Genomic DNA, 21,116 nt, shown 5'->3' on the forward strand with positions numbered 1-21,116 from the left:
GTCTTGTCCAGCGGGATCGGCTAGGACCAGCGGTGGAAGATGAAGAACGCGCCAAGCCCGATGAAGACGAAGCCAAGCGCATGATTCCAATGCAGCTCTTCTCCGAGATAGAGCACAGAGAAGCCACTGAAGACGGTCAGGGTGATGACCTCCTGAAGCGTCTTCAGCTGGGCCGCCGAGAAATGCCCGTGGCCGATCCGGTTCGCAGGCACCTGAAGCAGGTATTCGAAGAAGGCGATGCCCCAGCTGGCGACGATCACCACGGCCAGCGGCGCCGCCTTGAACTTGAGATGCCCGTACCAGGCGAAAGTCATGAAGATGTTGGACAGGACGAGAAGGCCGATCGTGACGACGGGCACCGGCAGGGCGGGCATGAGGGGGCTCCGGAGGGTGGGCAGCGCCTCTGGCGATATGGCATAAAGGGGCGATCCGTCCATGATATTTGCGAATTTACAATATGCACCATGGAGGCGGGAAATAGTTTGCAAATTTACCGTTTAACACTTTGATGAAGCTGACCACATGGCTAGGTTGCCGAAAATTTCCGTAAGGGGCATCGCCGATGAAAGATATCCTCAACGAACTCGAGCGCCGCCGCAGTATCGCTCGCCTGGGCGGCGGCGAGCGGCGGATCGAAAGCCAGCACGCCAAGGGCAAGCTGACGGCGCGCGAGCGGATCGAACTGCTGCTGGACGAGGGCTCGTTCGAGGAATTCGACATGTTCGTCGCCCATCGCTGCACCGATTTCGGGATGGAGGAAAGCCGTCCCTATGGCGACGGCGTCGTCACCGGCTGGGGCACGGTCAACGGCCGCATGGTCTATGTGTTCAGCCAGGATTTCACCGTGTTCGGCGGGTCGCTGTCCGAAACTCACGCCCAGAAGATCTGCAAGATCATGGACATGGCGGTGCAGAACGGCGCCCCGGTGATCGGGCTGAACGATTCTGGCGGCGCCCGCATCCAGGAAGGCGTCGCCTCGCTCGCGGGCTATGCCGAGGTGTTTCAGCGCAATATCGAGGCCTCGGGCGTGGTCCCGCAGATCTCGGTCATCATGGGGCCCTGCGCGGGCGGCGCGGTCTACAGCCCGGCCATGACCGACTTCATCTTCATGGTGCGCGATTCGTCCTACATGTTCGTGACGGGCCCCGATGTGGTGAAGACCGTCACCAACGAGGTCGTCACCGCCGAGGAACTGGGCGGCGCCTCGACCCATACGAAGAAATCCTCGGTCGCCGATGGCGCCTTCGAGAACGATGTCGAGGCGCTTTACCAGGTGCGTCGGCTGGTCGACTTCCTGCCGCTCAACAACCGCGAGAAGCCGCCGGTGCGGCCCTTCTTCGACGAGCCTGGTCGGGTCGATGCCAGCCTCGACACGCTGATCCCCGACAACCCGAACACGCCTTACGACATGAAGGAGCTGATCCTGAAGGTCGCGGACGAGGGCGATTTCTACGAGATCCAGGCCGATTTCGCCAAGAACATCATCACCGGCTTCGTCCGGCTCGAAGGCCAGACGGTCGGCGTGGTGGCGAACCAGCCGATGGTGCTGGCGGGCTGTCTCGACATCGATTCCAGCCGCAAGGCGGCGCGCTTCGTGCGCTTCTGCGACTGCTTCGAGATCCCGATCCTGACCTTCGTCGACGTGCCGGGCTTCCTGCCGGGGACGGGCCAGGAATATGGCGGGGTCATCAAGCACGGCGCCAAGCTGCTGTTCGCCTATGGCGAGGCGACGGTGCCGAAAGTGACCGTCATCACCCGCAAGGCCTATGGCGGGGCCTATGACGTGATGTCCTCGAAACACCTGCGGGGCGATTTCAACTACGCCTGGCCCACGGCCGAAATCGCGGTGATGGGGGCCAAGGGCGCGACCGAGATCCTGTACCGGTCCGAACTGGGCGATCCGGACAAGATCGCGCGGCGCACCAAGGATTACGAGGACCGCTTTGCCAACCCCTTCGTGGCGGCCGAACGCGGCTTCATCGACGAGGTGATCCAGCCCCGCTCGACCCGCCGCCGGATCTGCCGCGCCTTTGCCTCGCTTCGGGGCAAGCGCCGCGAGACGGCCTGGAAGAAACACGACAACATTCCGCTTTAGGCCGGACGAATGGCGCTGCGGGGCTGGCACATGCTGCGGGAGGAGGGCGCGCTGACGATGGCGCGGCACCTGCCCGTGCGCTTCGATCTTTGCGCAAGCGCGGCCTTCCCGCCCGCCCGCAAGGGTCGGCTGGCCCTGCAGATCCGCCAGGATCTGTGGCGCATGCTGCAGGACCTGCGCGGGTTCTCGCCGGTCATTCGAGTCGAGGAGGAGGGGCAGGGGCTGCGGGTAAGCGCCGGAGGTCGCGCCGCAGCCCCTTTCCCGCGTCTTGACTGCGAGGCCCGGATTGGCGCCCTGTTGACCAGCCCCGTCCACCGGAGCCGCTGGCTGGCCCGGGCCCGGATCGAAGGCCTGGCGTGATGGCGGCCGGGCGCGCGTTCCTTCTGGCGGCGGCGGTGCTGGTGCTGGGCGGCACCGGCACGGTGGTCGATGTGCCGTCGGGCCAGTCGGTGACCCATCTCGACACTGTCACCGGCGAACCCGGACCGGCCGGGCTGACCGTGCGGTTCCGGTTTCTGGCCCCCGAGATCGGGCGCGAGGGGGGCGCGCTGACGCCGGAAGAGGCCCAGGGCGACATGGACTATCTGTGCGAGCATTTCGCGCTGTCGCGTCTGGCCGGGGCGGGGCCGGAGCCCGCACAGATCGTCATCACTCTGATGGACCGCCCGGTGCCCTTCGGGCAGTCCGATCCCGAGGCCACGCAGTTCTTCGAGGCCTACCGTCCCGAGGCGGGGCACTGCATCTGGGAAGGGTTCTGAGACGATGCCGATTTCCGTCCGCCCGATCGGCGCAGTGTGTCCGCCAGCCCCTTTTTCGCCACAACCGGCACGTGTCGCCGGGGCGGCATGTGCAAAGCCCGAAGATTGCTCTATCCTCCCCGAAGGTCGCCTGCGGGCGGCCTTCCATAAGTCAGGCGCCGGGTCGCGGCCCGCGCCGAAACCAGACGGGAGTGTCCTATGTCCAAATGCGTCAAGACCCTTTTCGCCCTCTCGCTCGTCGCCTTTGTTGCGGCCTGCGCCCAGAAGGAAGAAGTGGTCTATGTCGAACCGGTTCAGCCCGAACCGACCTATAACAAGTACTGATCGGGGCGAGGGGCGGGCGCGGCCCGCCCCGGCTTCGCCGCGCCCCGGTCCCCACGGAGGCGCGCCATGCTGAAACACCGGGGATTCCCGTCCCGTCTGCCCGGGACGGACTTTCAATTCACCATCCGCCGCGCGAACAAGGACGGGGCGTCCCGCCTGATCGCGCGCGAACGCTTCGCCGACCGGCGCCCGGCCGACCGCCGCGCCGATGCGGGGTTTCTGGCCGCGCTGATCGAGCAGTTCGGCGACGCGCCGTTCGAACGCGGCAATCTCGATGCGGGGCGACTCTCGTGGCTTCTGGGCCGCGAGGTGGTGCCGGCGGAAGAGCCGTTCGATCCCGAAAGCTACGAGGCGCTGCTGCGCGTCGATCTCGACCGGGCCATGGCGACCTTCCCAGAGCTCTTCGGGGGGCAATGATGCGCACGAATTTGCCCAGCGCGTTTCGGGATCGGCGGGAAATTGCTCAAACCTGCTCTCCCCTGCGTTGTGCGCTTTTCTTTTGTTCCGGTTCCGGTGACAGTGATACCCGGCAGGTTGGCGATTTACCCCTAGCGCAATCTGCTTATTTCTACCGTTACCCTTCCCCAACCCCCAGGCCTGACCCAATTTTCCGGGTCAGGCCGACCCTCCCGCAACGCCGGTCCCGCGCGCGCTTTTCTGCGCCGATTGCGTCGTTCCGGGGCAACAGTCCTGCGCATTTTCGTTTCGCCGCACGGCGCTTGCCGGTATCTTGCGCGCGCAACAACAAGATCCGTGGAGGCGGAGTAGAATGCCCAGTCCAAAGTTTCTCGTGCTGCTGGCCGCAGCAGGCATGCTGGCCGGATGCAACATGTCCAATGACAGCCAGCGCGCTGTCGCGGGCGGCCTCGGCGGCGCGCTCATCGCGGATGTGCTTGACACCAACGTGGCGGCCGGTGCCGCGATCGGCGCGCTTGGCGGCGCCATGTGCGACGACGCGGGCGTGTGCCGCTGATCTGAACCGGCGGGCCGCTGGCCCGTTCGGACGAGAATTTGTGAGGGTCATCGGGGCGGTGCGCCCCGGTGGCCCTTTGCTTTGTAAGCGCCGGGGCGGGCTCGTCCGGGCGGAACGCTGGAAGGGACAGAGATGTTCGACAAGATCCTGATCGCGAACCGGGGGGAGATCGCCTGCCGGGTCATCAAGACCGCCCGCAAGATGGGTATCAAGACGGTGGCGGTCTATTCCGACGCCGACCGGCATGCGCTGCATGTGCAGATGGCCGATGAGGCGATCCATATCGGTCCCCCGCCCGCGAACCAGTCCTATATCGTGATCGACAAGATCATGGCCGCGATCAAGGAAAGCGGCGCCCAGGCGGTGCATCCGGGCTATGGCTTCCTGTCCGAGAACAAGCTGTTCGCCGAGGCGCTCGAGAAGGCCGAGGTCGCCTTCATCGGCCCGCCCGCCAGCGCCATCGAGGCGATGGGCGACAAGATCACCTCGAAGAAGCTCGCAGCCGAGGCGGGTGTCTCGACCGTGCCGGGCTATATGGGCCTGATCGAGGATGCCGACGAGGCGGTGAAGATCAGTCAGCAGATCGGCTATCCGGTGATGATCAAGGCCTCGGCGGGCGGTGGCGGCAAGGGCATGCGAATCGCCTGGAACGACCAGGAGGCGCGCGAGGGCTTCCAGGCCTCGAAGAACGAGGCCGCCAACAGCTTTGGCGACGACCGGATCTTCATCGAGAAATTCGTCACCCAGCCGCGCCATATCGAGATCCAGGTGCTGGCCGACAAGCACGGCAACTGCGTCTATCTGCATGAACGCGAATGCTCGATCCAGCGCCGGAACCAGAAGGTCATCGAAGAGGCGCCCTCGCCCTTCCTCGACGAGGCGACCCGCAAGGCCATGGGCGAACAGGCGGTCGCGCTGGCCCGTGCCGTGGGCTATTGCAGCGCGGGCACGGTCGAGTTCATCGTCGACGGCCAGAAGAACTTCTATTTCCTCGAGATGAACACCCGTCTGCAGGTGGAACATCCGGTGACCGAGCTGATCACCGGCATCGACCTTGTCGAACAGATGATCAATGTCGCCGCGGGCAAGACGCTGCCCTTCGCGCAGAAGGACCTGAAAATCAATGGCTGGGCGATGGAAAGCCGGCTTTACGCCGAGGACCCCTACCGCAATTTCCTGCCCTCGATCGGGCGGCTGACGCGCTATCGCCCGCCGGCGGAATCCGCCCATGACGCGGCCGTCGTGCGCAACGATACCGGCGTCTACGAAGGCGGCGAAATCTCGATGTATTACGACCCGATGATCGCCAAGCTCTGCACCTGGGCGCCGACCCGGGCGCAGGCCATCGACGAGATGCGGACCGCGCTCGACGCCTTCGAGGTCGAGGGCATCGGTCACAACCTGCCGTTCCTCTCGGCGGTGATGGACCATCCCAAGTTCTGCGCGGGCGACATCACGACCGCCTTCATCGCCGAGGAATATCCCGACGGCTTTGCGGGCGTCGCGCTGCCCGAGCCCGAGTTGCGCAAGGTGGCCGCCGCCGCCGCCGCGATGTTCCGCGTGGTCGAGATCCGGCGCGCGCGCATTTCGGGGCGGATGGACAATCACGAACGCACCGTGGGCGGCGACTGGGTCGTGGTGGCCCAGGGCGAAAGCTTCCCGCTGACGGTGGCCGCCGACCACGAGGGCGCGACGATCCAGTTCGAGGGCGGCGATCATCACCGGGTCACGTCGGACTGGCGTCCCGGCCAGCCGCTGGCGGTGCTGCATATCGACGGCGAGCCCCTGGTGCTGAAGGTCGGGCCGACGTCGCATGGCTTCGTGATCCGTCACCGCGGCGCCGAGATCAAGGCGCAGGTTTTCACCCCCCGCCAGGCGGAACTGGCCGCGCTGATGCCCGAAAAGCTGCCGCCGGACACCTCGAAACTGCTGCTTTGCCCGATGCCCGGTCTGATCGTGACCATCGACGTCGAGGAAGGCCAGGAGGTCCAGGAAGGCCAGGCGCTGTGCGTGGTCGAGGCGATGAAGATGCAGAACACGTTGCGCGCCGAAAGGAAGGGCATCGTTTCCAGGATCAACGCCGGTCCGGGCCAAAGCCTCGCCGTCGACGAAGTGATCATGGAATTCGAATGATCCCCGACTTCCAGACATTGATGCGTCCCGTTCTCCAGTCCGCAGTGGCTGGAGAACGGCGCGTGTCCGATGTTGTGGAAGAGATCTCCGCGCTTTTCGAGCTGACGCCCGAGGAGCGTTCCGAGATGCTGCCAAGCGGTCGGCAGAGCCGGATGGCGAACCGGGTCCATTGGGCCCGGAGCTATCTCAAGCAGGCGCGGCTTGTCCGCTCGCCCCGGCGCGGCTGGTTCGAGATCACCGAAGACGGACGGACAGCGCTTGCCGAAGCGCCCGACCGCATCACGGTCGCCTATCTGAAGAGGTTTCCGTCCTTCCTCGACTTTCAGTCGCGCACGAGAGGGCCGAAAGACGACGCGGCCTGCACCGAAGAGTCCGGTGATGTCGCCGCCACCCCGGAGGAGGTTCTTGCGGCCGCCCATGACGAGATCCGGGACGGGCTTGCCTCCGAGCTGTTGGGGCGGCTGCGCGAGGGATCGCCCCGGTTTTTCGAGGAAACGGTCGTCAACCTGCTGATCGCCATGGGCTATGGCGGGCCCGGAGGCCGGTCCGCGATCCTCGGCGGAAGTGGCGACAACGGCGTCGATGGCGTGATCGACAAGGACCCTCTGGGCGTCGATCAGGTCTATGTGCAGGCCAAGCGCTATGGCGAGGGCACGACCGTCGGATCGGGCGAGATCCGCGACTTCTTCGGGGCGCTCAGCCTCAAGGATGTCAGCCGGGGCGTCTTCGTGACCACCGCGCGCTTCTCGCCCTCGGCCGAGGCGACGGCCGAAAAGCTTGGGGCGCGGATCGTTCTGGTCGATGGCCCGAGGCTGGCGGATCTGATGATCGCCTACGAGGTCGGCTGCCGCGTCCGGCAGGTCTTCCCCGTGCACGAGATCGACGAGGAGTACTTCGAATGACCCCTCCGGCCGTCCTCGATGCCCGGATCTGGCAGGCGATCGTTGCCGGGGCCTTCGTGGCCATCGGCTGGATCGTGAATGGCTGGCAGAACCGGCGGGTGGCGGCCGCGCTGCGGGCCGAACGGACGCGGGACGTGCATCGCGCGCTTTATGCCGAGATCGCGTCCTGTCTGGCCAATCTGGAAAGCCCCGAGGCTCTGGCCGCCTATCGCGACGCGATGGCGGCACGGATGCGGGAGGATGCGGGTTTCGTGCCGCTGATCCCGCGCGAAAGGAACGATACCGTCTTCCGGGCGCTGGTCGCCGAGATCCATATCCTGCCGCGCGTCACCATCGACCCGGTCGTCTCCTACTACAGCCAGCTTTTCGCCATCGAGGCGATGATCGCCGACATGCGCGGCGAACGGTTTCGCGCGCTCGAGCCCGAGCGGCGGATCGCGATGTACGAGGATTACATCGCGCTGAAGGTGCAGGCCTTCCATGACGGCCATTTCGCGTTGCGGATGATCGAGGCCTTTGCCAGGGACGGCCGCAAAGGCGCGATGGACGAAGAAGCCCGTATTACAAGGGAAATTGCGGCCGGGATCGACACGGCAGGCGCCGCCGCCAGGGCGGCGTCGCGGATCAGTAACCCGGGCGCGGCCCGGTCCGGCCGGTCACCGGAATAGGGGTGTTGCGTGGACTTGCCATTGAACATCTCCTTTGAAGGCTTGCCAAGGATAGGCGAGCGCGCGCCCTTGCGCAAGCACAGGGCTCAGCGCCGGTCGCGGATCTCCTGCTGGCGCAACGGGATCTTGTCGATCGAGCGGGAAATCTCGCGCACGTCCCAGGGCAGAGGCTTGCGGAACTTCACGCCGCCATCCTTGCCGATCAGCACCAGCATGAAGCCGCGCGGGCGCAGTTTCGTGCGCAGTTCGGTCTGGGCCTCGGGGTCGGTATCGACGATTACCACCACGTCGCGTTCGGCAAGCTCGTCGATGCGGTCGGTCAGAAGCTGGATCTGGGTCTGGTATTGCGGGTCGGCGGGGCTGTCGGCAAAGACGACGACCGGCCGCGCCATCCAGTGGAAGTCGGACAGCCGGACGCCTCCGGCATCCAGCACCACGCTGCGGTCGGCTTCCCAGCGCGCCAGCGGCTCGGGTTCGCTCACCGCATCGGCGGTGCCCGCCAGCGGAACCAGCGCGGCCCATGCCAAGATCGTCAGGTATTTTTTCATGAGCCCTCCTGTCGGCCCAGATATAGGTGCAGGCGGGCGGAAAGCGAAGTCTGAACCCGCGCCCGGCGCGGGCCAAGCAGAAGAAGGACAGATCCGATGACGGACAAGACCAAACGCTGGGCCGCTCTGGCCGAAAAGGAACTGCGCGGCAAGCCGCTCGACAGCCTGACCTGGGAAACCCCCGAGGGCATTCCGGTCAAGCCGCTTTACACCGAGGCCGATACCGAGGGGCTCGCCCATATGGGCTCGGTCCCCGGCGAGGCGCCCTTCACGCGCGGCCCCAAGGCTACGATGTATGCGGGCAGGCCCTGGACGATCCGGCAATATGCGGGCTTTTCGACGGCCGAGGAATCGAACGCCTTCTACCGCAAGGCGCTGGCGGCCGGGCAGCAGGGCGTGTCGGTGGCCTTCGACCTCGCCACCCACCGCGGCTATGACAGCGACCACCCGCGCGTGGTCGGCGATGTCGGCAAGGCGGGTGTGGCTATCGACAGCGTCGAGGACATGAAGATCCTCTTCGACGGCATCCCGCTGGGCGACATTTCCGTGTCGATGACGATGAACGGCGCGGTGATCCCGATCCTCGCGAGCTTCATCGTCGCGGGCGAAGAGCAGGGGGTCGAGAGAAAGCAGCTGTCGGGCACCATCCAGAACGACATCCTGAAGGAGTTCATGGTGCGGAACACCTATATCTATCCGCCCGAACCCTCGATGCGCATCATCGCGGACATCATCGAATTCACCTCGACCGACATGCCGCGCTTCAACTCGATCTCGATCTCGGGCTACCACATGCAGGAGGCGGGCGCGAACCTGGTGCAGGAGCTTGCCTTCACGCTGGCCGACGGCAAGGAATACGTGAAGACGGCGCTGGCGCGCGGGCTCGATGTCGATGCCTTCGCTGGCAGGCTCAGCTTCTTCTTCGCCATCGGCACCAACTTCTTCATGGAGATCGCCAAGCTCCGCGCCGCGCGCTTCCTGTGGCACCGGATCATGTCCGAGTTCGGGCCGAAGAACCCCAAATCTCTGATGCTGCGCACCCACTGCCAGACCTCGGGCGTCAGCCTGGCCGAACAGGACCCCTATAACAACGTGGTCCGCACGGCCTATGAGGCGATGAGCGCGGTTCTGGGCGGCACCCAGTCGCTGCACACCAACGCCTTCGACGAGGCGATCGCGCTGCCGACCGAGTTCTCGGCCCGGATCGCGCGGAACACCCAGCTGATCCTGCAGAACGAGACCAAGGTCACCAAGGTCGTCGATCCGCTGGCGGGCTCCTACTATGTCGAGAAGCTGACCGCCGATCTGGCGGATGCCGCCTGGGCGATCATCGAGGAAATCGACGAGATGGGTGGCATGACCAAGGCGGTGGCGTCGGGCATGCCCAAGCTTCGGATCGAGGAGGCCGCCGCCCGCTGGCAGGCCCGCGTCGACCGTGGCGAAGAGGTGATCGTGGGCGTGAACAAGTTCCGCCTCGCGAAGGAGGACGAGATCGACATCCTCGATGTCGACAACATGAAGGTGCGCGACAGCCAGATCGCCCGGATCGAGAAGATCCGTGCCACCCGCGATCCGGCGGCCTGCACGGCGGCGCTCGAGGCGCTGGAACAGGCGGCGGCCAGCGGCGAGGGGAACCTGTTGCGGCTGGCGGTCGAGGCGGCGCGGGCGCGCGCCACGGTGGGAGAAATCAGCATGGCGATGGAAAAGGTGTTCGGGAGACACCGCGCCGAGGTCAAGACGCTGTCGGGCGTCTATGGCGCGGCCTATGAGGGCGACGAAGGCTTTGCCGCGATCCAGAAATCGGTCGAGGATTTCGCCGAGGAAGAGGGGCGGCGGCCGCGGATGCTGGTCGTGAAGATGGGGCAGGACGGGCATGACCGCGGCGCCAAGGTGATCGCGACCGCCTTTGCCGATATCGGTTTCGACGTCGATGTGGGCACGCTTTTCCAGACCCCCGAAGAGGCGGCGCGCGACGCCATCGACAACGACGTCCATGTGGTCGGGATCTCGTCGCTGGCGGCAGGTCACAAGACCCTGGCGCCGAAGCTGATCGAGGCGCTGAAGGCACAGGGCGCCGAGGACATCATCGTGATCTGCGGCGGCGTGATCCCGCATCAGGACTACGATTTCCTCAAGAAAGCGGGGGTCAAGGCGATCTTCGGGCCGGGCACCAACATCCCGGCCGCGGCGAACGACATCCTGCGGCTGATCCGCGAAGCCCGCGCCTGATCCCGGCGCCCGCGCCGGTTCGCGCGGGCTGCGAGTTCACCAGACCGGCCCCGTTGCCTTGCGCGGCGGGGCCGGTGCGTTTTTGCGGCGCGCGGTTCTGTCGACGGGCGGGCCGGTGCCGCGCTGCCGGTGGGGGGGCGCGGCAAGGCCGCGCGTTGCGCCGAGGCGGGGAATCTTCTATCCAAAAGGTGGATTCACAAACGCCCGGACAGGTAGACCCATGTCTCTCAACGCCGTGCGCCCCTGGCGCAGCATCGACCGTCGCAAGTCCCGTCAGATCCATGTCGGCCCCGTGGCCGTCGGTGGCGATGCCCCGATCTCGGTCCAGACCATGACCAACACGGTCACGACCGATGTGAAGGGCACCCTTGGCCAGATCCTGCGGGCGGCCGAGGCGGGCGCGGATATCGTGCGGGTGTCGGTGCCCGACGAGGACTCGTCGCGCGCGCTGAAGGAGATCGTCGCCGAAAGCCCCGTGCCGATCGTGGCGGACATCCATTTCCACTACAAGCGCGGCATCGAGGCCGCCGAGGCGGGGGCCGCCTGCCTGCGGATCAACCCTGGCAATATCGGCGACGAAAAGCGGGTCAGGGAAGTCATCAAGGCCGCCCGCGACCACGGCTGCTCGATGCGGATCGGGGTCAATGCCGGCTCGCTGGAAAAGCACCTGCTGGAGAAATACGGCGAGCCTTGCCCCGAGGCGATGGTCGAGTCGGCGCTCGAACACATCCGGATCCTCGAGGATAACGACTTCTTCGAGTTCAAGCTGTCGGTGAAGGCCTCCGACGTGTTCCTGGCGGCGGCGGCCTATCAGGGGATCGCCGAGGTGACCGAGGCGCCGATCCACCTGGGCATCACCGAGGCGGGCGGCTTCGTGCCGGGCACCATCAAGTCGGCGATCGGGCTTGGCAACCTTCTGTGGATGGGGATCGGCGACACGCTGCGGGTGTCGCTGTCGGCCGATCCGGTCGAGGAGGTGAAGGTCGGCTACGAGATCCTCAAGGCGCTGGGGCTGCGGCACCGGGGCGTCAACATCATCTCCTGCCCGTCCTGTGCGCGGCAGGGTTTTGACGTCATCAAGACCGTCGAGACGCTGGAGAAGCGGCTTGAGCACATCAAGACGCCGATGAGCCTTTCGATCATCGGCTGCGTGGTGAACGGGCCGGGTGAGGCGCTGATGACCGATGTCGGCTTTACCGGTGGCGGCAACGGTAACGGGATGGTCTACCTGGCGGGCAAGCAGGACCACCGGATCTCGAACGAGGCGATGATCGAGCATATCGTCGAGGAGGTCGAGAAGAAGGCTGCCGAGATCGAGGCGGCCCGGGCGGCGTCCGAAGCGGAAGCGGCGGAATAGGGTATTCTGTCGCCGATGGGGCGCAAAATTCTTCTGCGAAGAATTTTGCGCGGAACCCGGCACGTATCTTGGCAAGACCAAGACAAAAGCTGCCCAGGAAAATTCGCGAATTTTCCTGGGTACCTGCGCTACGGGCTCAGTCGGCGCGGACGTCCGCGACGAGTTGCTTCATGCCGTCGAGGGGGACGTAGCCGCGGATCATCTGGTCGCCGAGGATGAAGGTCGGGGTCCCCGAGATCTGCAGCCGTTGCGCCAGCGCGTGGTTCTCGGCGATGACCTTTTCCACTTCGGGCGCCTTCATCCGCTCGAGCACCGCGGCCGCGTCAAGCCCGTTTTCCTCGGCCAGACGCTTCAGCGAGTCGTCGGTGACATTGCCGCGGAAGGTGATCAGTGCGTCATGCACTTTGGCGTAGGCTGCGTCGCCCGCGACTTGTTGGACCGCGATGGCAAAGCGCGAGGACAGAACCGACTGGTCGCCGAGGATCGGGAACTCCTTCACCACGAAGCGGATGTTTCCGTCGCCCTCGACCAGTTGCGTCACTTCCGAATAGGCCTTCCGGCAATAGGTGCAACGGTAATCGGTGAACTCGACCAGGGTCACGTCCCCCTCGGGATTGCCGCCGACCCAGGAATAGCCGTCCTCGAAGATGTCCTTGGCATTGACCTTGACCAGGGTCTCGTCGTTCTGCGCCTGGGCGTCGGCCTGCCGCTGCTCGAGCACGCCGATGGCCTCCATCAGCACCTCGGGATTGTCCATCAGATAGGACCGCACCTCGGCGCGGAACGCCTCTCGGTCGGCGGCGGTCATGTCGGTGAGATCGAACGCCTGAGCGGGGGCGGCGAGGGGAGCGGCGAGGCCAAGGGCCATCAGCGCGGCGGCGGTCATGCGGGTCATCGGCTCTCTCCGTTCGTGGGGACGCGGGTCGGTCCCTCTTCGACCACATACCGGGTGCCGGGCCAATGGGCAAATGCGGCCGCAGCGGTCACTTCTTGCGGCGCATGGCCTCGACCATCCGCGACAGCGCGACGGCGGGCACGTCGCCACGGACGAGCGTGCGGTCCAGCACCTGGGCCGGGGAGGCCCCCAGATCGAGCGCCTCGGCCAGCGCCTGCGTCTCGGCAAGCTTCGCTGCGATGTCGGGGGCGTCCATCCGGACGGCAACCGTCGCCGGGTCGAGCCCCAGCGCCCCGGCGATCCGGTCCAGCGCGGCCCGGTCGAGCGGCCCTTTCGCCGCAAAGAGCCCGGCCTGTGCCGCGCCATAGGCGTCGGGCCCCGCAAGCCGGAGCACCGCCTGGGCGAAGCGTGCGGCACGCAGGGCCTCGGGGTTCCCGGGATCGGGCGCGTCCTTGACCACGAGCCGCAACCGCCCGTCCTTGGCGGCTGTCTCCAGCGCCGCGGTCAGTGCCCGTGCGGCATCTTCGGCGCGATAGTCGATGAAGCTGACCAGCGTCACGTCACCGTTCGGGTTGCCCCCGGTCCAGTCGTCCGGCGCGTGGAAAAGCTCATCCGCATGAGCGGCGATCAGGTCGAGATCGCTGGCCGCGTAGCGCGCCATCCGGCGCGCTTCGGCGCCCTCCAGCGCCTCGCGGATCACCTCGGGATGGTCCATCAGATAGGCGCGCAGCTCGGCGCGGAAGGCGGTTCGCTCTTCCGCGGTCAACGCGGCCAGGGCGGGCGTTCCGGCGGCCAGAAGGGTCAGCACGATCAGGGCTCTCAATTGCGCGCGCTCCGTTCCGCCGCAGCGACGATGTCGTCGGCCCGCAGCCAGCCTGGCGAGCCGCGCGGCAACAGCCCCTCGGCGCGGCGCGCATGGACGCCCGCCGTATCCATCCGCCCCATGATCGCATAGCGCTCGGCTGTCGCGACCGAGGCCATGCCGTTATTGCCGGTGCGGGCATAGGCCACCGCCAGATCGCGCAGCATGCGCGGGTCGAACGGATCGCGCGCGCGGGCCTTCTCGAGCGCGTCGAGCGCCCGCCGGTTCTCGCCCGGACGGTCGAGCGCCAGCAGCGCGCGGCCGTAGCCCGCGAGGATCAGGGGTTCGTTCGGCGCCATCTGGACGGCCCGCGCATAAGCCTGGGCGGCGGGGCCGAACTGACGGGATTCGAGCAGGATCTGGCCTTTCAGCTCTTGCACGAACGGGTCGCCCCCCTGGGCGGCCTCCAGCCGGGCAAGCTCGGCCATGGCCCGTTTCGCATCGGGCGTCCGGTGCCAGGCCACGGCGCGGCGCATCATGCCGATGGCGGTCTTGTCCTTTTCGGCCCGGCGCAGGGTATAGCGCGGGCTTTGCAGGAAGGCGCCCAGCTTGCCGCGGGCCCGGGCGAACCAGTAATCGGCCTCGGCATCGGGCTGGGTCGTTCCCTTGTAGGCGCTGGCATAACCGCGCACGCTGCGCAGTCGGTCGGCATGCAGCGGGTGGGTGCGGACATAGGGGTCCTGCCGGGACTCGGACAGGGCCTCCTGACCGCGAAACATCTCGAGCACATCGACCATCGCCTGGGGCGAGATCCCGGCCCGCGCCATGTAACGCGCGCCCGACTGGTCGGCCGAGCTTTCTTCGGCCCGGGTATGGGCGAACAGCAGCCGCTGCGCCGTCGAGGAGGTGCCCATCGCCAGCCCCGCGGCCGCGTCGGCATTGCCGGTGGCCGCCACCGCCAGCGACATCAGCAGGCCCATGCCGGCGGCGGACCCGGCGCCGCGGATATTCGCAAGCCGCCGGGTGATATGGCCGTTCGCGATATGGGCCAGCTCGTGCGAGATCACCGCCTGAAGCTCGGCCGCGCGTTCCAGCCGCAGCAGAAGCCCCGAATGGATCATGATGGTCTGGCCATCCAGCACGAAGGCGTTGAGGCTCGAATCCTGCAAAACCATCACCCGCACCCGCTGCGGGCTCAGCCCGGCGGCGACCGCCAGCGGCTGGGTCAGGCGTTTCAGAGCATATTCGATCTCGGCGTCGCGGATCAGCGACTGCGCCCGCGCGGCCAGCGGCGCGAGCAGGACGATCAGCGCCAGGGCGAGGCCCGCCAGACCGCGCGCCAGTCCTGTCATGGCTGCCATTGACCTCGCCCCTCTCGGCTGGAAGAAAGCCTGCAACTGGCAGGCACCCTAAGGAGACGGGCATGAAGGTTTCAAGCCGGGGCGAGGTCGATCCCTTCATTGTGATGGATGTGATGGAGGCCGCCGCCCGAGCCGAGTCGCAGGGGCGCACCATCATCCACATGGAGGTGGGCCAGCCCGGCACGCCCGCCCCCGCCGCGGCCCGGAAGGCTCTGGCCCGCGCGATGGAAGAGGGGCCGCTGGGCTATACCGTGGGTCTTGGTCTGCCCGCGCTGCGCGCCCGGATCGCGGGGCTTTACCGCGAGTGGTACGGGGTCGATCTGAACCCCGACCGGGTGGTGGTGACGCCGGGGTCCTCGGGCGGTTTCACGCTGGCCTTCACCTCGCTTTTCGATGTCGGCGCGCGCGTCGGGATCGGCGCGCCGGGCTATCCGTCCTACAAGGCGGTCCTCAAGGCGCTGGGGCTGGAGCCGGTGATGATCCGGACCGAAACCCAGCACCGGCTGCAGCCAGTGCCGGGCGACCTGCCGCAAGATCTCGACGGGCTGCTGGTGGCCTCGCCCGCCAACCCCTCGGGCACGATGCTCGACCGCGATGCGCTGGCCGCATTGATCGGGGCGGCCGAGGCCCGCGGCGCGGCCTTCATCTCGGACGAGATCTATCACGGCATCGAATATGACCGCAAAGCCGTGACCGCGCTCGAGATCACCGACGAGACCTATGTCATCAATTCGTTTTCCAAGTATTTCTCGATGACCGGCTGGCGCGTCGGCTGGATGGTGGTGCCCGAGGATCATATCCGCCGGGTCGAACGTCTGGTGCAGAACCTCTTCATCTGCGCGCCCCATGCCAGCCAGATCGCGGCGCTGGCGGCGCTCGATTGCGGCGACGAGCTGCAGGCCAACCTGGAAGTTTACCGCAAGAACCGCGCGCTGATGCTGGAGGGGTTGCCCAAGGCGGGCTTCACCCGGATCGCGCCGCCCGATGGCGCCTTCTACGTCTATGCCGACGTGTCGGACCTGACGACCGACAGCCGCGCCTTTGCCGCCGAGATCCTTGAAAAGGCCGGGGTGGCGGTGACGCCGGGGCTCGATTTCGACCAGGACCGGGGGGCGGGCACGCTGCGCTTTTCCTATGCGCGCTCGACCGAGGATATCGAGGAAGGTCTGGCCCGGCTCGCCCGTTTCATGGCGGCGCGATGAGCCCGCTCAGCCCGTCCGCGAAGGGCGTTCTGGCGATGGTGGGGGCCTCGACGATCTGGGGCCTGTCGTCGATGTATTACAAGCTGCTGGCCCATGTCCCGCCGCTTGAGGTGCTGAGCCACCGGACGATCTGGTCGCTGGTCTTCTTCGGGCTGGTGCTGGCGGTGCAGGGGCGGCTGGCCGAGCTTTGGCGGCTTTTCGGTCAGGCCCGGGCACTCTGGCTGGTGGCGGCGGCGGCGGTGATGATCTCGACCAACTGGTTCTTTTTCATCTACGCGATCCAGATCGGCCATGCGGTCGAATCCAGCCTTGGCTATTACATCTTCCCGCTGGTCGCGGTGGCGGTGGGCTTCGCGGCGCTGGGCGAACGGCCCACCGCCCTGCAATGGGGCGCGGTGGGCATCGCCGCCGTGGCGGTCACCCTGCTGACCTGGGGGCTCGGCGTCGCCCCGTGGGTGTCGCTGGCGCTGGCGGGAACCTTCGCGCTGTACGGACTGGCCAAGCGCGGCGTGCCCGCCGGGCCGGTCGTGTCGGTCACCGCCGAAGTCGTCTTGCTGTTGCCGCTGGCGGTGGTCTGGCTCTGGGGGGTGCATGTCGCAGGCTGGACCGGGCTGACCGGCCGGGCGCTGGGCGCCTTCGGCCACGATCTTGGCGACAGCCTGCTTCTGATCTTTTCCGGGCCGCTGACGGCGCTGCCGCTGATGCTGTTCAGCTATGCCACCAAGCGCGTGAACTTCGCGACCGTGGGGCTGGTGATGTACCTGAACCCCACGCTGCAGGTGATGGTGGCGACGCTGGTCTTCCGCGAGCCCTTCACCGGCTGGCACATCCTGGCCTTCGCCCTGATCTGGACGGCGCTGGCGCTTTATTCGGCCGAAAGCCTGCGGCAGGACAGGGCCTCGCGCAGGTCCGCCATCAGGGCGGGCACGTCCGGCACCACCCGGACATAGGCCGCAAGCGAGGGTTCGGCGAAGCCCTCGTCGATGAAATGATGGATCAGTGCGTTCAGCGGGTTCCAGAAGCCTGCCGTGTTCAGCAGATAGATCGGCTTGGCGTGCAGCCCCAGCTGGCGCCAGGTCAGCACCTCGAAGAATTCGTCCAGCGACCCGGCGCCGCCCGGCAGCACCACGATCGCGTCGGAATTCATGTACATGACCTTCTTCCGCTCGTGCATGTTCTCGGTCACGATGAAGGTCGAAAGATCGCGCTTGCCGACCTCGCGGTCCAGCAGGTGCACGGGGATCACCCCGAAGGTCCGCCCGCCAGAGGCCTGCGCCGCCCGCGCGACCCGGCCCATCAATCCGACATCGCCCGCGCCATAAACAAGTTGCCAGCCCGCCTCGGCCAGCGCATGGCCGAGCGCCTCGGCGGCTTCGGCATAGTCGGGGCGCGTGCCGTCGCGTGAGCCGCAGAAGACACAGATCGAGGGGTTTTGAAGGGTCATGGGGCGCCTGCGGGATCGGTTTTCTGGACCCGTGATACCGGGGTTGGTATGGTCTCGCAAGGCGCTCGCCTGGCGGGGACGCGCGCAGATGGGGAAGGTGATGTCGGAGAGCAAGCGGTCGGTCTGGACCTGGGCGATCCTCGGCGGCGAGGCGCTTCTGGTGCTGATGGTCGTGGCATGGTTCCTTGACCGCGACGACGACCGCAAGGCCGACGCGCAGGCGCCCGTCGCAGCCCCGTCGGCCGTTCCGCAATCTGGCCCGTCGACTGATCGGTCGACCGGCCCTTCTGCGGCACCGTCCCACGGCAGCCCGGACTCTTCACCCCCTGACGTTGCGGCCCCTGACGCCGACCCCGAAGCCGGACAGGCCGCCGGTCACGTCCCGCCCGGGGCCGCGCCCCGGGGCGACCGCTCGGATATAGCGCCGCCGCCGGAGGCCGCCGCGCCCGCCTTCGACGTGGTGCGGGTCGGCCCCGAGGGCGACGCCCTGATCGCGGGTCGTGCCGAAGTCGGCAGTTCGGTCGCGATCCTGGTCGAGGGCCGCGAGGCTGCCCGCACCGAGGTCGGTGCCGATGGCGATTTCGCGGTGCTGTTCGATCTGGACCAGAGCGACGATCCGCGCCGGATCTCGCTCTCGATGCTCCGCGCCGACGGGCGCACGACCCCGTCCGAGGCCACGGTGATCCTCGCCCCATCGCCCGATCCGTCTCAAGGTCCGTTCCCGGTTCCGCCCGCCGTCGAGGCCGAACCTGCGGCCGGGGGCGCGCAGGCGGACGAACAGGCGGCAGATCAGGCGGCAGATAGCGGCGCGCCGGCTCCCCAACCGGCGGTGGCGGACGGCCTGTCGGACAACGGCACCTCTGCGACCGCCCCGACGGACAGGCCGGTGATCGAGGCCCCGCCCGCCGCGCCCGCGATCCTGATCTCGGATGCCGAGGGCGTGCGCCTTGTCGAACCGCCGCAGGACGGGGACGCCGCGCCGGTTTCGGGCGTGACGCTCGACGCGATCACCTACGATGCGGGAGGCGCGGTGAACCTTGCCGGGCGCGGCCGCCCCGGGGGCCAGTTGCGGATCTATCTCGACAACGCGCCGCTGGCCGAGACCGGCATCGACGGTACCGGACGCTGGACGCTGCGCGCGCCCGAAATCGCCGCCGGGCTTTATGCGCTGCGGGCCGATCTGCTGGCCGCCGATGGCAGCGTCGCCGCGCGCTTCGAGACGCCCTTCCACCGCGAGGCTCCTGCCGAAATCGCCGCCACCGCCGCGCCGCCCGCGGGGCCCGGGGGCGCGACCGGCGTTCGGGTGATCACCGTGCAACCGGGTTACACGCTGTGGGGCATCGCCGACCGCACCTATGGCCGGGGCATGCAATACGTGAAGATCTTCGAGGCCAATCGCGGCCAGATCCGCGACCCCGACCTGATCTATCCCGGCCAGATCTTCGATCTTCCTCGGGGCGAGTAGCCCGCGCGTCGCTGGCCTTTTCCGGCATCCGGCGCTAGGGTCTGCCGCGCTCCCCTTAGGAAGGCCGTCCGATGCGCCGTGGCAAACGCCCCACAACCGCAGACCTGTCGCAGTTCGATCGCGACCAGGGCATGCGCACGATCCGCAAGGTCGCACCCTATCTCTGGCCCCCGGGTCAGGGCTGGGTCAAGCGCCGGGTCGTGCTGGCGCTGGCCGCCCTTCTGCTGGCCAAGGTGGTTTCGGTCGGCACGCCCTTCCTCTACAAGGCTGCCGTCGACAGCCTGACCGGCGAGACCCGCGACGACACGTTGCTGCTGGCCGTGGGGGCGGTCGGCCTGACCGTCGCCTATGGCATGGCGCGGCTGATGAATACCGGCTTTCAGCAGCTGCGCGACGCGATCTTCTCCCGGGTCGGGCAACGTGCGCTGAGGCGGCTGGCGCTGGAAACCTTCACCCATATCCACCGGCTGTCGCTGCGCTATCACATCTCGCGCAAGACCGGGGGTCTGTCGCGGGTGATGGAACGCGGCGTGAAGGGCGTCGAGTTCCTGTTGCGGTTCCTGTTGTTCAGCATCGGCCCGCTGATCGTCGAACTTGCGATGGTCGGCGTTGTCTTCGCGCTGGCCTTCGATCTGTGGTATCTCGGCGTCGTGGCGGCGGTGATCGCGGTCTATTTCAAGTTCACCTTCGTCGTCACCGACTGGCGGGTGAAGATCCGCCGCCGGATGAACGACCAGGACACCGACGCCAACCAGAAGGCCATCGACAGCCTGCTGAACTTCGAGACGGTCAAGTATTTCGGCGCCGAGTCGCGCGAGGCCGACCGTTACGACCGCGCGATGGAAGGCTATGAGGACGCCGCGATCAAGACCTCCTATTCGCTGGCGCTGCTTAATTTCGGCCAAGCCCTCATCATCACGCTGGGCATGATCGCGGTGATGGTCATGGCCGCGATGGGGGTGCAGGCGGGCCAGCTGACGGTGGGCGATTTCGTCATGGTCAACGCCTACATGATCCAGATCACCATGCCGCTGAACTTTCTCGGCGCGGTCTATCGCGAGATCCGGCAAAGCCTGATCGACATGGGCGACATGTTCGCGCTTCTGGAACAGCCCGCCGAGGTCACCGACCGGCCCGGCGCGCCTGCGCTGAAGGTGACGGGCGGCGCGGTCGAGTTCCGCGACGTGCGCTTCGGCTACGAGCCCGAGCGGCCGATCCTGCAGGGCGTCTCGTTCACCGTTCCGGCGGGGCGCAAGGTCGCCATCGTCGGGCCGTCGGGGGCGGGCAAGTCCACCATCGGGCGGCTTCTCTTCCGCTTCTACGACGTGACCGGCGGCGCGGTGACCATCGACGGGCAGGACCTGCGCGAGGTCACCCAGGACAGCCTGCACCGCGCCATCGGCGTCGTGCCGCAGGACACGGTTCTGTTCAACGACACCATCCTTTACAATATCGCCTATGGCCGCCCCGACGCGAGCCCCGCCGAGATCGAGGCCGCGGCCCGCGCCGCCAAGATCCACGACTTCGTGACGGCCCTGCCCAAGGGCTATGAGACGCTGGTCGGCGAACGCGGGCTCAAGCTGTCGGGCGGCGAGAAACAGCGGGTGGGCATCGCCCGGACGCTTCTGAAGAACCCGCCGATCCTGCTGCTCGACGAGGCCACCTCGGCGCTCGATTCCGAGACCGAGGCGGGCATCCAGTCGGAACTCAAGGCGATGGGCGAGGGCCGCACGGTGATCGCCATCGCGCACCGGCTGTCGACCATCGTCGATGCCGACGAGATCGTGGTGCTGGAGGACGGCCATGTGATCGAACGCGGCACGCATGAGGCGCTTCTGGCCTGCGGCGGCCGCTATGCCGCCATGTGGCAGCGCCAGCAGGCGGGCGAGGACGACGACATCGCCGCCGAGTGACTGCGCCCGGCTTCGGCGGGGCCTCGCCAAACCATCCGCCCGGACCC

21 protein-coding genes are annotated in these 21,116 nt (G+C 67.2%); 15 read left to right on the forward strand and 6 right to left on the reverse strand.

Annotated features, from left to right (window positions below; all coding sequences use genetic code 11):
* Nucleotides 1-20: 20 nt before the first annotated feature.
* Nucleotides 21-374, reverse strand: a complete 354-nt coding sequence (locus BYZ73_RS10295; protein WP_108026597.1) for a DMT family protein — start codon at nt 372-374, stop codon at nt 21-23.
* 188 nt (nt 375-562) lie between these two features.
* Here BYZ73_RS10295 and BYZ73_RS10300 point away from each other — a divergent pair, with 188 nt between their 5' ends.
* The 9 genes from BYZ73_RS10300 (at nt 563) to BYZ73_RS10335 (ending at nt 7,853) form a co-directional block, all read left to right on the forward strand.
* Nucleotides 563-2,095 (forward strand): acyl-CoA carboxylase subunit beta, encoded by a 1,533-nt coding sequence (locus tag BYZ73_RS10300; RefSeq protein ID WP_112315880.1) that lies wholly within the window; start codon nt 563-565, stop codon nt 2,093-2,095.
* 9 nt (nt 2,096-2,104) lie between these two features.
* Entirely contained in the window at nt 2,105-2,455 is a 351-nt protein-coding gene (locus tag BYZ73_RS10305; protein ID WP_112315881.1) for a hypothetical protein, read from the forward strand.
* The gene (locus BYZ73_RS10310; protein ID WP_220086828.1) at nt 2,455-2,853 is read left to right on the forward strand and encodes a DUF6497 family protein; all 399 of its coding nucleotides are present in this window, start codon (nt 2,455-2,457) and stop codon (nt 2,851-2,853) included. The genes BYZ73_RS10305 and BYZ73_RS10310 overlap by 1 nt, the downstream gene beginning before the upstream one ends.
* A gap of 198 nt (nt 2,854-3,051) precedes the next feature.
* On the forward strand, nt 3,052-3,177 hold the full coding sequence (locus tag BYZ73_RS24010; protein ID WP_256359722.1) for a hypothetical protein: 126 nt from the start codon (nt 3,052-3,054) through the stop codon (nt 3,175-3,177).
* A 66-nt stretch (nt 3,178-3,243) separates the two neighbouring features.
* Complete coding sequence (locus BYZ73_RS10315; RefSeq protein WP_108026606.1) at nt 3,244-3,594, forward strand: hypothetical protein; 351 nt, start codon at nt 3,244-3,246, stop codon at nt 3,592-3,594.
* A gap of 352 nt (nt 3,595-3,946) precedes the next feature.
* Entirely contained in the window at nt 3,947-4,150 is a 204-nt protein-coding gene (locus tag BYZ73_RS10320; protein WP_075785116.1) for a hypothetical protein, read from the forward strand.
* A gap of 132 nt (nt 4,151-4,282) precedes the next feature.
* A complete protein-coding gene (locus tag BYZ73_RS10325) occupies nt 4,283-6,283 on the forward strand; it encodes an acetyl-CoA carboxylase biotin carboxylase subunit (protein ID WP_112315882.1) in 2,001 nt (666 codons plus the stop codon).
* Nucleotides 6,284-6,303: 20 nt separating this feature from the next.
* Nucleotides 6,304-7,185: a restriction endonuclease gene (locus BYZ73_RS10330; RefSeq protein ID WP_281269474.1), complete on the forward strand. Its 882-nt coding sequence runs from the start codon at nt 6,304-6,306 to the stop codon at nt 7,183-7,185.
* On the forward strand, nt 7,182-7,853 hold the full coding sequence (locus tag BYZ73_RS10335) for a hypothetical protein (RefSeq protein ID WP_108026614.1): 672 nt from the start codon (nt 7,182-7,184) through the stop codon (nt 7,851-7,853). The genes BYZ73_RS10330 and BYZ73_RS10335 overlap by 4 nt, the downstream gene beginning before the upstream one ends.
* An 86-nt stretch (nt 7,854-7,939) precedes the next feature.
* Here the strand turns inward: BYZ73_RS10335 and BYZ73_RS10340 are convergent, their stop codons facing one another.
* The gene (locus BYZ73_RS10340) at nt 7,940-8,401 is read right to left on the reverse strand and encodes a DUF4174 domain-containing protein (protein ID WP_108026617.1); all 462 of its coding nucleotides are present in this window, start codon (nt 8,399-8,401) and stop codon (nt 7,940-7,942) included.
* Nucleotides 8,402-8,497: 96 nt separating this feature from the next.
* Here BYZ73_RS10340 and scpA point away from each other — a divergent pair, with 96 nt between their 5' ends.
* Nucleotides 8,498-10,630 (forward strand): methylmalonyl-CoA mutase, encoded by a 2,133-nt coding sequence (gene scpA, locus BYZ73_RS10345; protein WP_112315884.1) that lies wholly within the window; start codon nt 8,498-8,500, stop codon nt 10,628-10,630.
* A 220-nt stretch (nt 10,631-10,850) separates the two neighbouring features.
* Nucleotides 10,851-11,987, forward strand: a complete 1,137-nt coding sequence (gene ispG / locus BYZ73_RS10350; RefSeq protein ID WP_112315885.1) for a flavodoxin-dependent (E)-4-hydroxy-3-methylbut-2-enyl-diphosphate synthase — start codon at nt 10,851-10,853, stop codon at nt 11,985-11,987.
* Between the two features lie 136 nt (nt 11,988-12,123).
* On the opposite strand, the gene BYZ73_RS10355 is transcribed toward ispG, so the two are convergent.
* The 3 genes from BYZ73_RS10355 to BYZ73_RS10365 form a co-directional block, all read right to left on the reverse strand.
* Complete coding sequence (locus tag BYZ73_RS10355) at nt 12,124-12,882, reverse strand: DsbA family protein (protein ID WP_112315886.1); 759 nt, start codon at nt 12,880-12,882, stop codon at nt 12,124-12,126.
* An 88-nt stretch (nt 12,883-12,970) separates the two neighbouring features.
* Nucleotides 12,971-13,705, reverse strand: coding sequence for a thioredoxin domain-containing protein (locus tag BYZ73_RS10360; RefSeq protein ID WP_112315887.1), 735 nt, complete (start codon nt 13,703-13,705; stop codon nt 12,971-12,973).
* A complete protein-coding gene (locus tag BYZ73_RS10365) occupies nt 13,702-15,045 on the reverse strand; it encodes a M48 family metalloprotease (protein WP_245943113.1) in 1,344 nt (447 codons plus the stop codon). The genes BYZ73_RS10360 and BYZ73_RS10365 overlap by 4 nt, the downstream gene beginning before the upstream one ends.
* A gap of 62 nt (nt 15,046-15,107) precedes the next feature.
* Here BYZ73_RS10365 and BYZ73_RS10370 point away from each other — a divergent pair, with 62 nt between their 5' ends.
* Together BYZ73_RS10370 and rarD are read left to right on the forward strand one after the other, a co-directional pair.
* Complete coding sequence (locus tag BYZ73_RS10370; RefSeq protein ID WP_112315888.1) at nt 15,108-16,247, forward strand: pyridoxal phosphate-dependent aminotransferase; 1,140 nt, start codon at nt 15,108-15,110, stop codon at nt 16,245-16,247.
* Nucleotides 16,244-17,197, forward strand: coding sequence for an EamA family transporter RarD (gene rarD / locus BYZ73_RS10375; RefSeq protein ID WP_112315889.1), 954 nt, complete (start codon nt 16,244-16,246; stop codon nt 17,195-17,197). The genes BYZ73_RS10370 and rarD overlap by 4 nt, the downstream gene beginning before the upstream one ends.
* Here the strand turns inward: rarD and BYZ73_RS10380 are convergent.
* Nucleotides 17,113-17,691, reverse strand: a complete 579-nt coding sequence (locus BYZ73_RS10380; RefSeq protein WP_112315890.1) for an LOG family protein — start codon at nt 17,689-17,691, stop codon at nt 17,113-17,115. The genes rarD and BYZ73_RS10380 overlap by 85 nt on opposite strands.
* Nucleotides 17,692-17,791: 100 nt before the next feature.
* Between BYZ73_RS10380 and BYZ73_RS10385 the strand changes: the two genes are divergently transcribed.
* Nucleotides 17,792-19,156, forward strand: a complete 1,365-nt coding sequence (locus tag BYZ73_RS10385) for a LysM peptidoglycan-binding domain-containing protein (protein WP_146746282.1) — start codon at nt 17,792-17,794, stop codon at nt 19,154-19,156.
* A gap of 71 nt (nt 19,157-19,227) precedes the next feature.
* A complete protein-coding gene (locus BYZ73_RS10390; RefSeq protein ID WP_112315892.1) occupies nt 19,228-21,069 on the forward strand; it encodes an ABCB family ABC transporter ATP-binding protein/permease in 1,842 nt (613 codons plus the stop codon).
* Nucleotides 21,070-21,116: the final 47 nt, after the last annotated feature.

Origin of the sequence: Rhodovulum viride (assembly GCF_003265965.1) — a bacterium.
Taxonomy (GTDB): domain Bacteria; phylum Pseudomonadota; class Alphaproteobacteria; order Rhodobacterales; family Rhodobacteraceae; genus Rhodovulum; species Rhodovulum kholense.

Coding starts and splice junctions, on each gene's coding strand:
- BYZ73_RS10295 (WP_108026597.1), bottom strand. CDS start 374: ATGCCCGCCCTGCCGGTGCCCGTCGTCACGATCGGCCTTCTCGTCCTG.
- BYZ73_RS10300 (WP_112315880.1), top strand. CDS start 563: ATGAAAGATATCCTCAACGAACTCGAGCGCCGCCGCAGTATCGCTCGC.
- BYZ73_RS10305 (WP_112315881.1), top strand. CDS start 2,105: ATGGCGCTGCGGGGCTGGCACATGCTGCGGGAGGAGGGCGCGCTGACG.
- BYZ73_RS10310 (WP_220086828.1), top strand. CDS start 2,455: ATGGCGGCCGGGCGCGCGTTCCTTCTGGCGGCGGCGGTGCTGGTGCTG.
- BYZ73_RS24010 (WP_256359722.1), top strand. CDS start 3,052: ATGTCCAAATGCGTCAAGACCCTTTTCGCCCTCTCGCTCGTCGCCTTT.
- BYZ73_RS10315 (WP_108026606.1), top strand. CDS start 3,244: ATGCTGAAACACCGGGGATTCCCGTCCCGTCTGCCCGGGACGGACTTT.
- BYZ73_RS10320 (WP_075785116.1), top strand. CDS start 3,947: ATGCCCAGTCCAAAGTTTCTCGTGCTGCTGGCCGCAGCAGGCATGCTG.
- BYZ73_RS10325 (WP_112315882.1), top strand. CDS start 4,283: ATGTTCGACAAGATCCTGATCGCGAACCGGGGGGAGATCGCCTGCCGG.
- BYZ73_RS10330 (WP_281269474.1), top strand. CDS start 6,304: ATGCGTCCCGTTCTCCAGTCCGCAGTGGCTGGAGAACGGCGCGTGTCC.
- BYZ73_RS10335 (WP_108026614.1), top strand. CDS start 7,182: ATGACCCCTCCGGCCGTCCTCGATGCCCGGATCTGGCAGGCGATCGTT.
- BYZ73_RS10340 (WP_108026617.1), bottom strand. CDS start 8,401: ATGAAAAAATACCTGACGATCTTGGCATGGGCCGCGCTGGTTCCGCTG.
- scpA (WP_112315884.1), top strand. CDS start 8,498: ATGACGGACAAGACCAAACGCTGGGCCGCTCTGGCCGAAAAGGAACTG.
- ispG (WP_112315885.1), top strand. CDS start 10,851: ATGTCTCTCAACGCCGTGCGCCCCTGGCGCAGCATCGACCGTCGCAAG.
- BYZ73_RS10355 (WP_112315886.1), bottom strand. CDS start 12,882: ATGACCCGCATGACCGCCGCCGCGCTGATGGCCCTTGGCCTCGCCGCT.
- BYZ73_RS10365 (WP_245943113.1), bottom strand. CDS start 15,045: ATGGCAGCCATGACAGGACTGGCGCGCGGTCTGGCGGGCCTCGCCCTG.
- BYZ73_RS10370 (WP_112315888.1), top strand. CDS start 15,108: ATGAAGGTTTCAAGCCGGGGCGAGGTCGATCCCTTCATTGTGATGGAT.
- rarD (WP_112315889.1), top strand. CDS start 16,244: ATGAGCCCGCTCAGCCCGTCCGCGAAGGGCGTTCTGGCGATGGTGGGG.
- BYZ73_RS10380 (WP_112315890.1), bottom strand. CDS start 17,691: ATGACCCTTCAAAACCCCTCGATCTGTGTCTTCTGCGGCTCACGCGAC.
- BYZ73_RS10385 (WP_146746282.1), top strand. CDS start 17,792: ATGTCGGAGAGCAAGCGGTCGGTCTGGACCTGGGCGATCCTCGGCGGC.
- BYZ73_RS10390 (WP_112315892.1), top strand. CDS start 19,228: ATGCGCCGTGGCAAACGCCCCACAACCGCAGACCTGTCGCAGTTCGAT.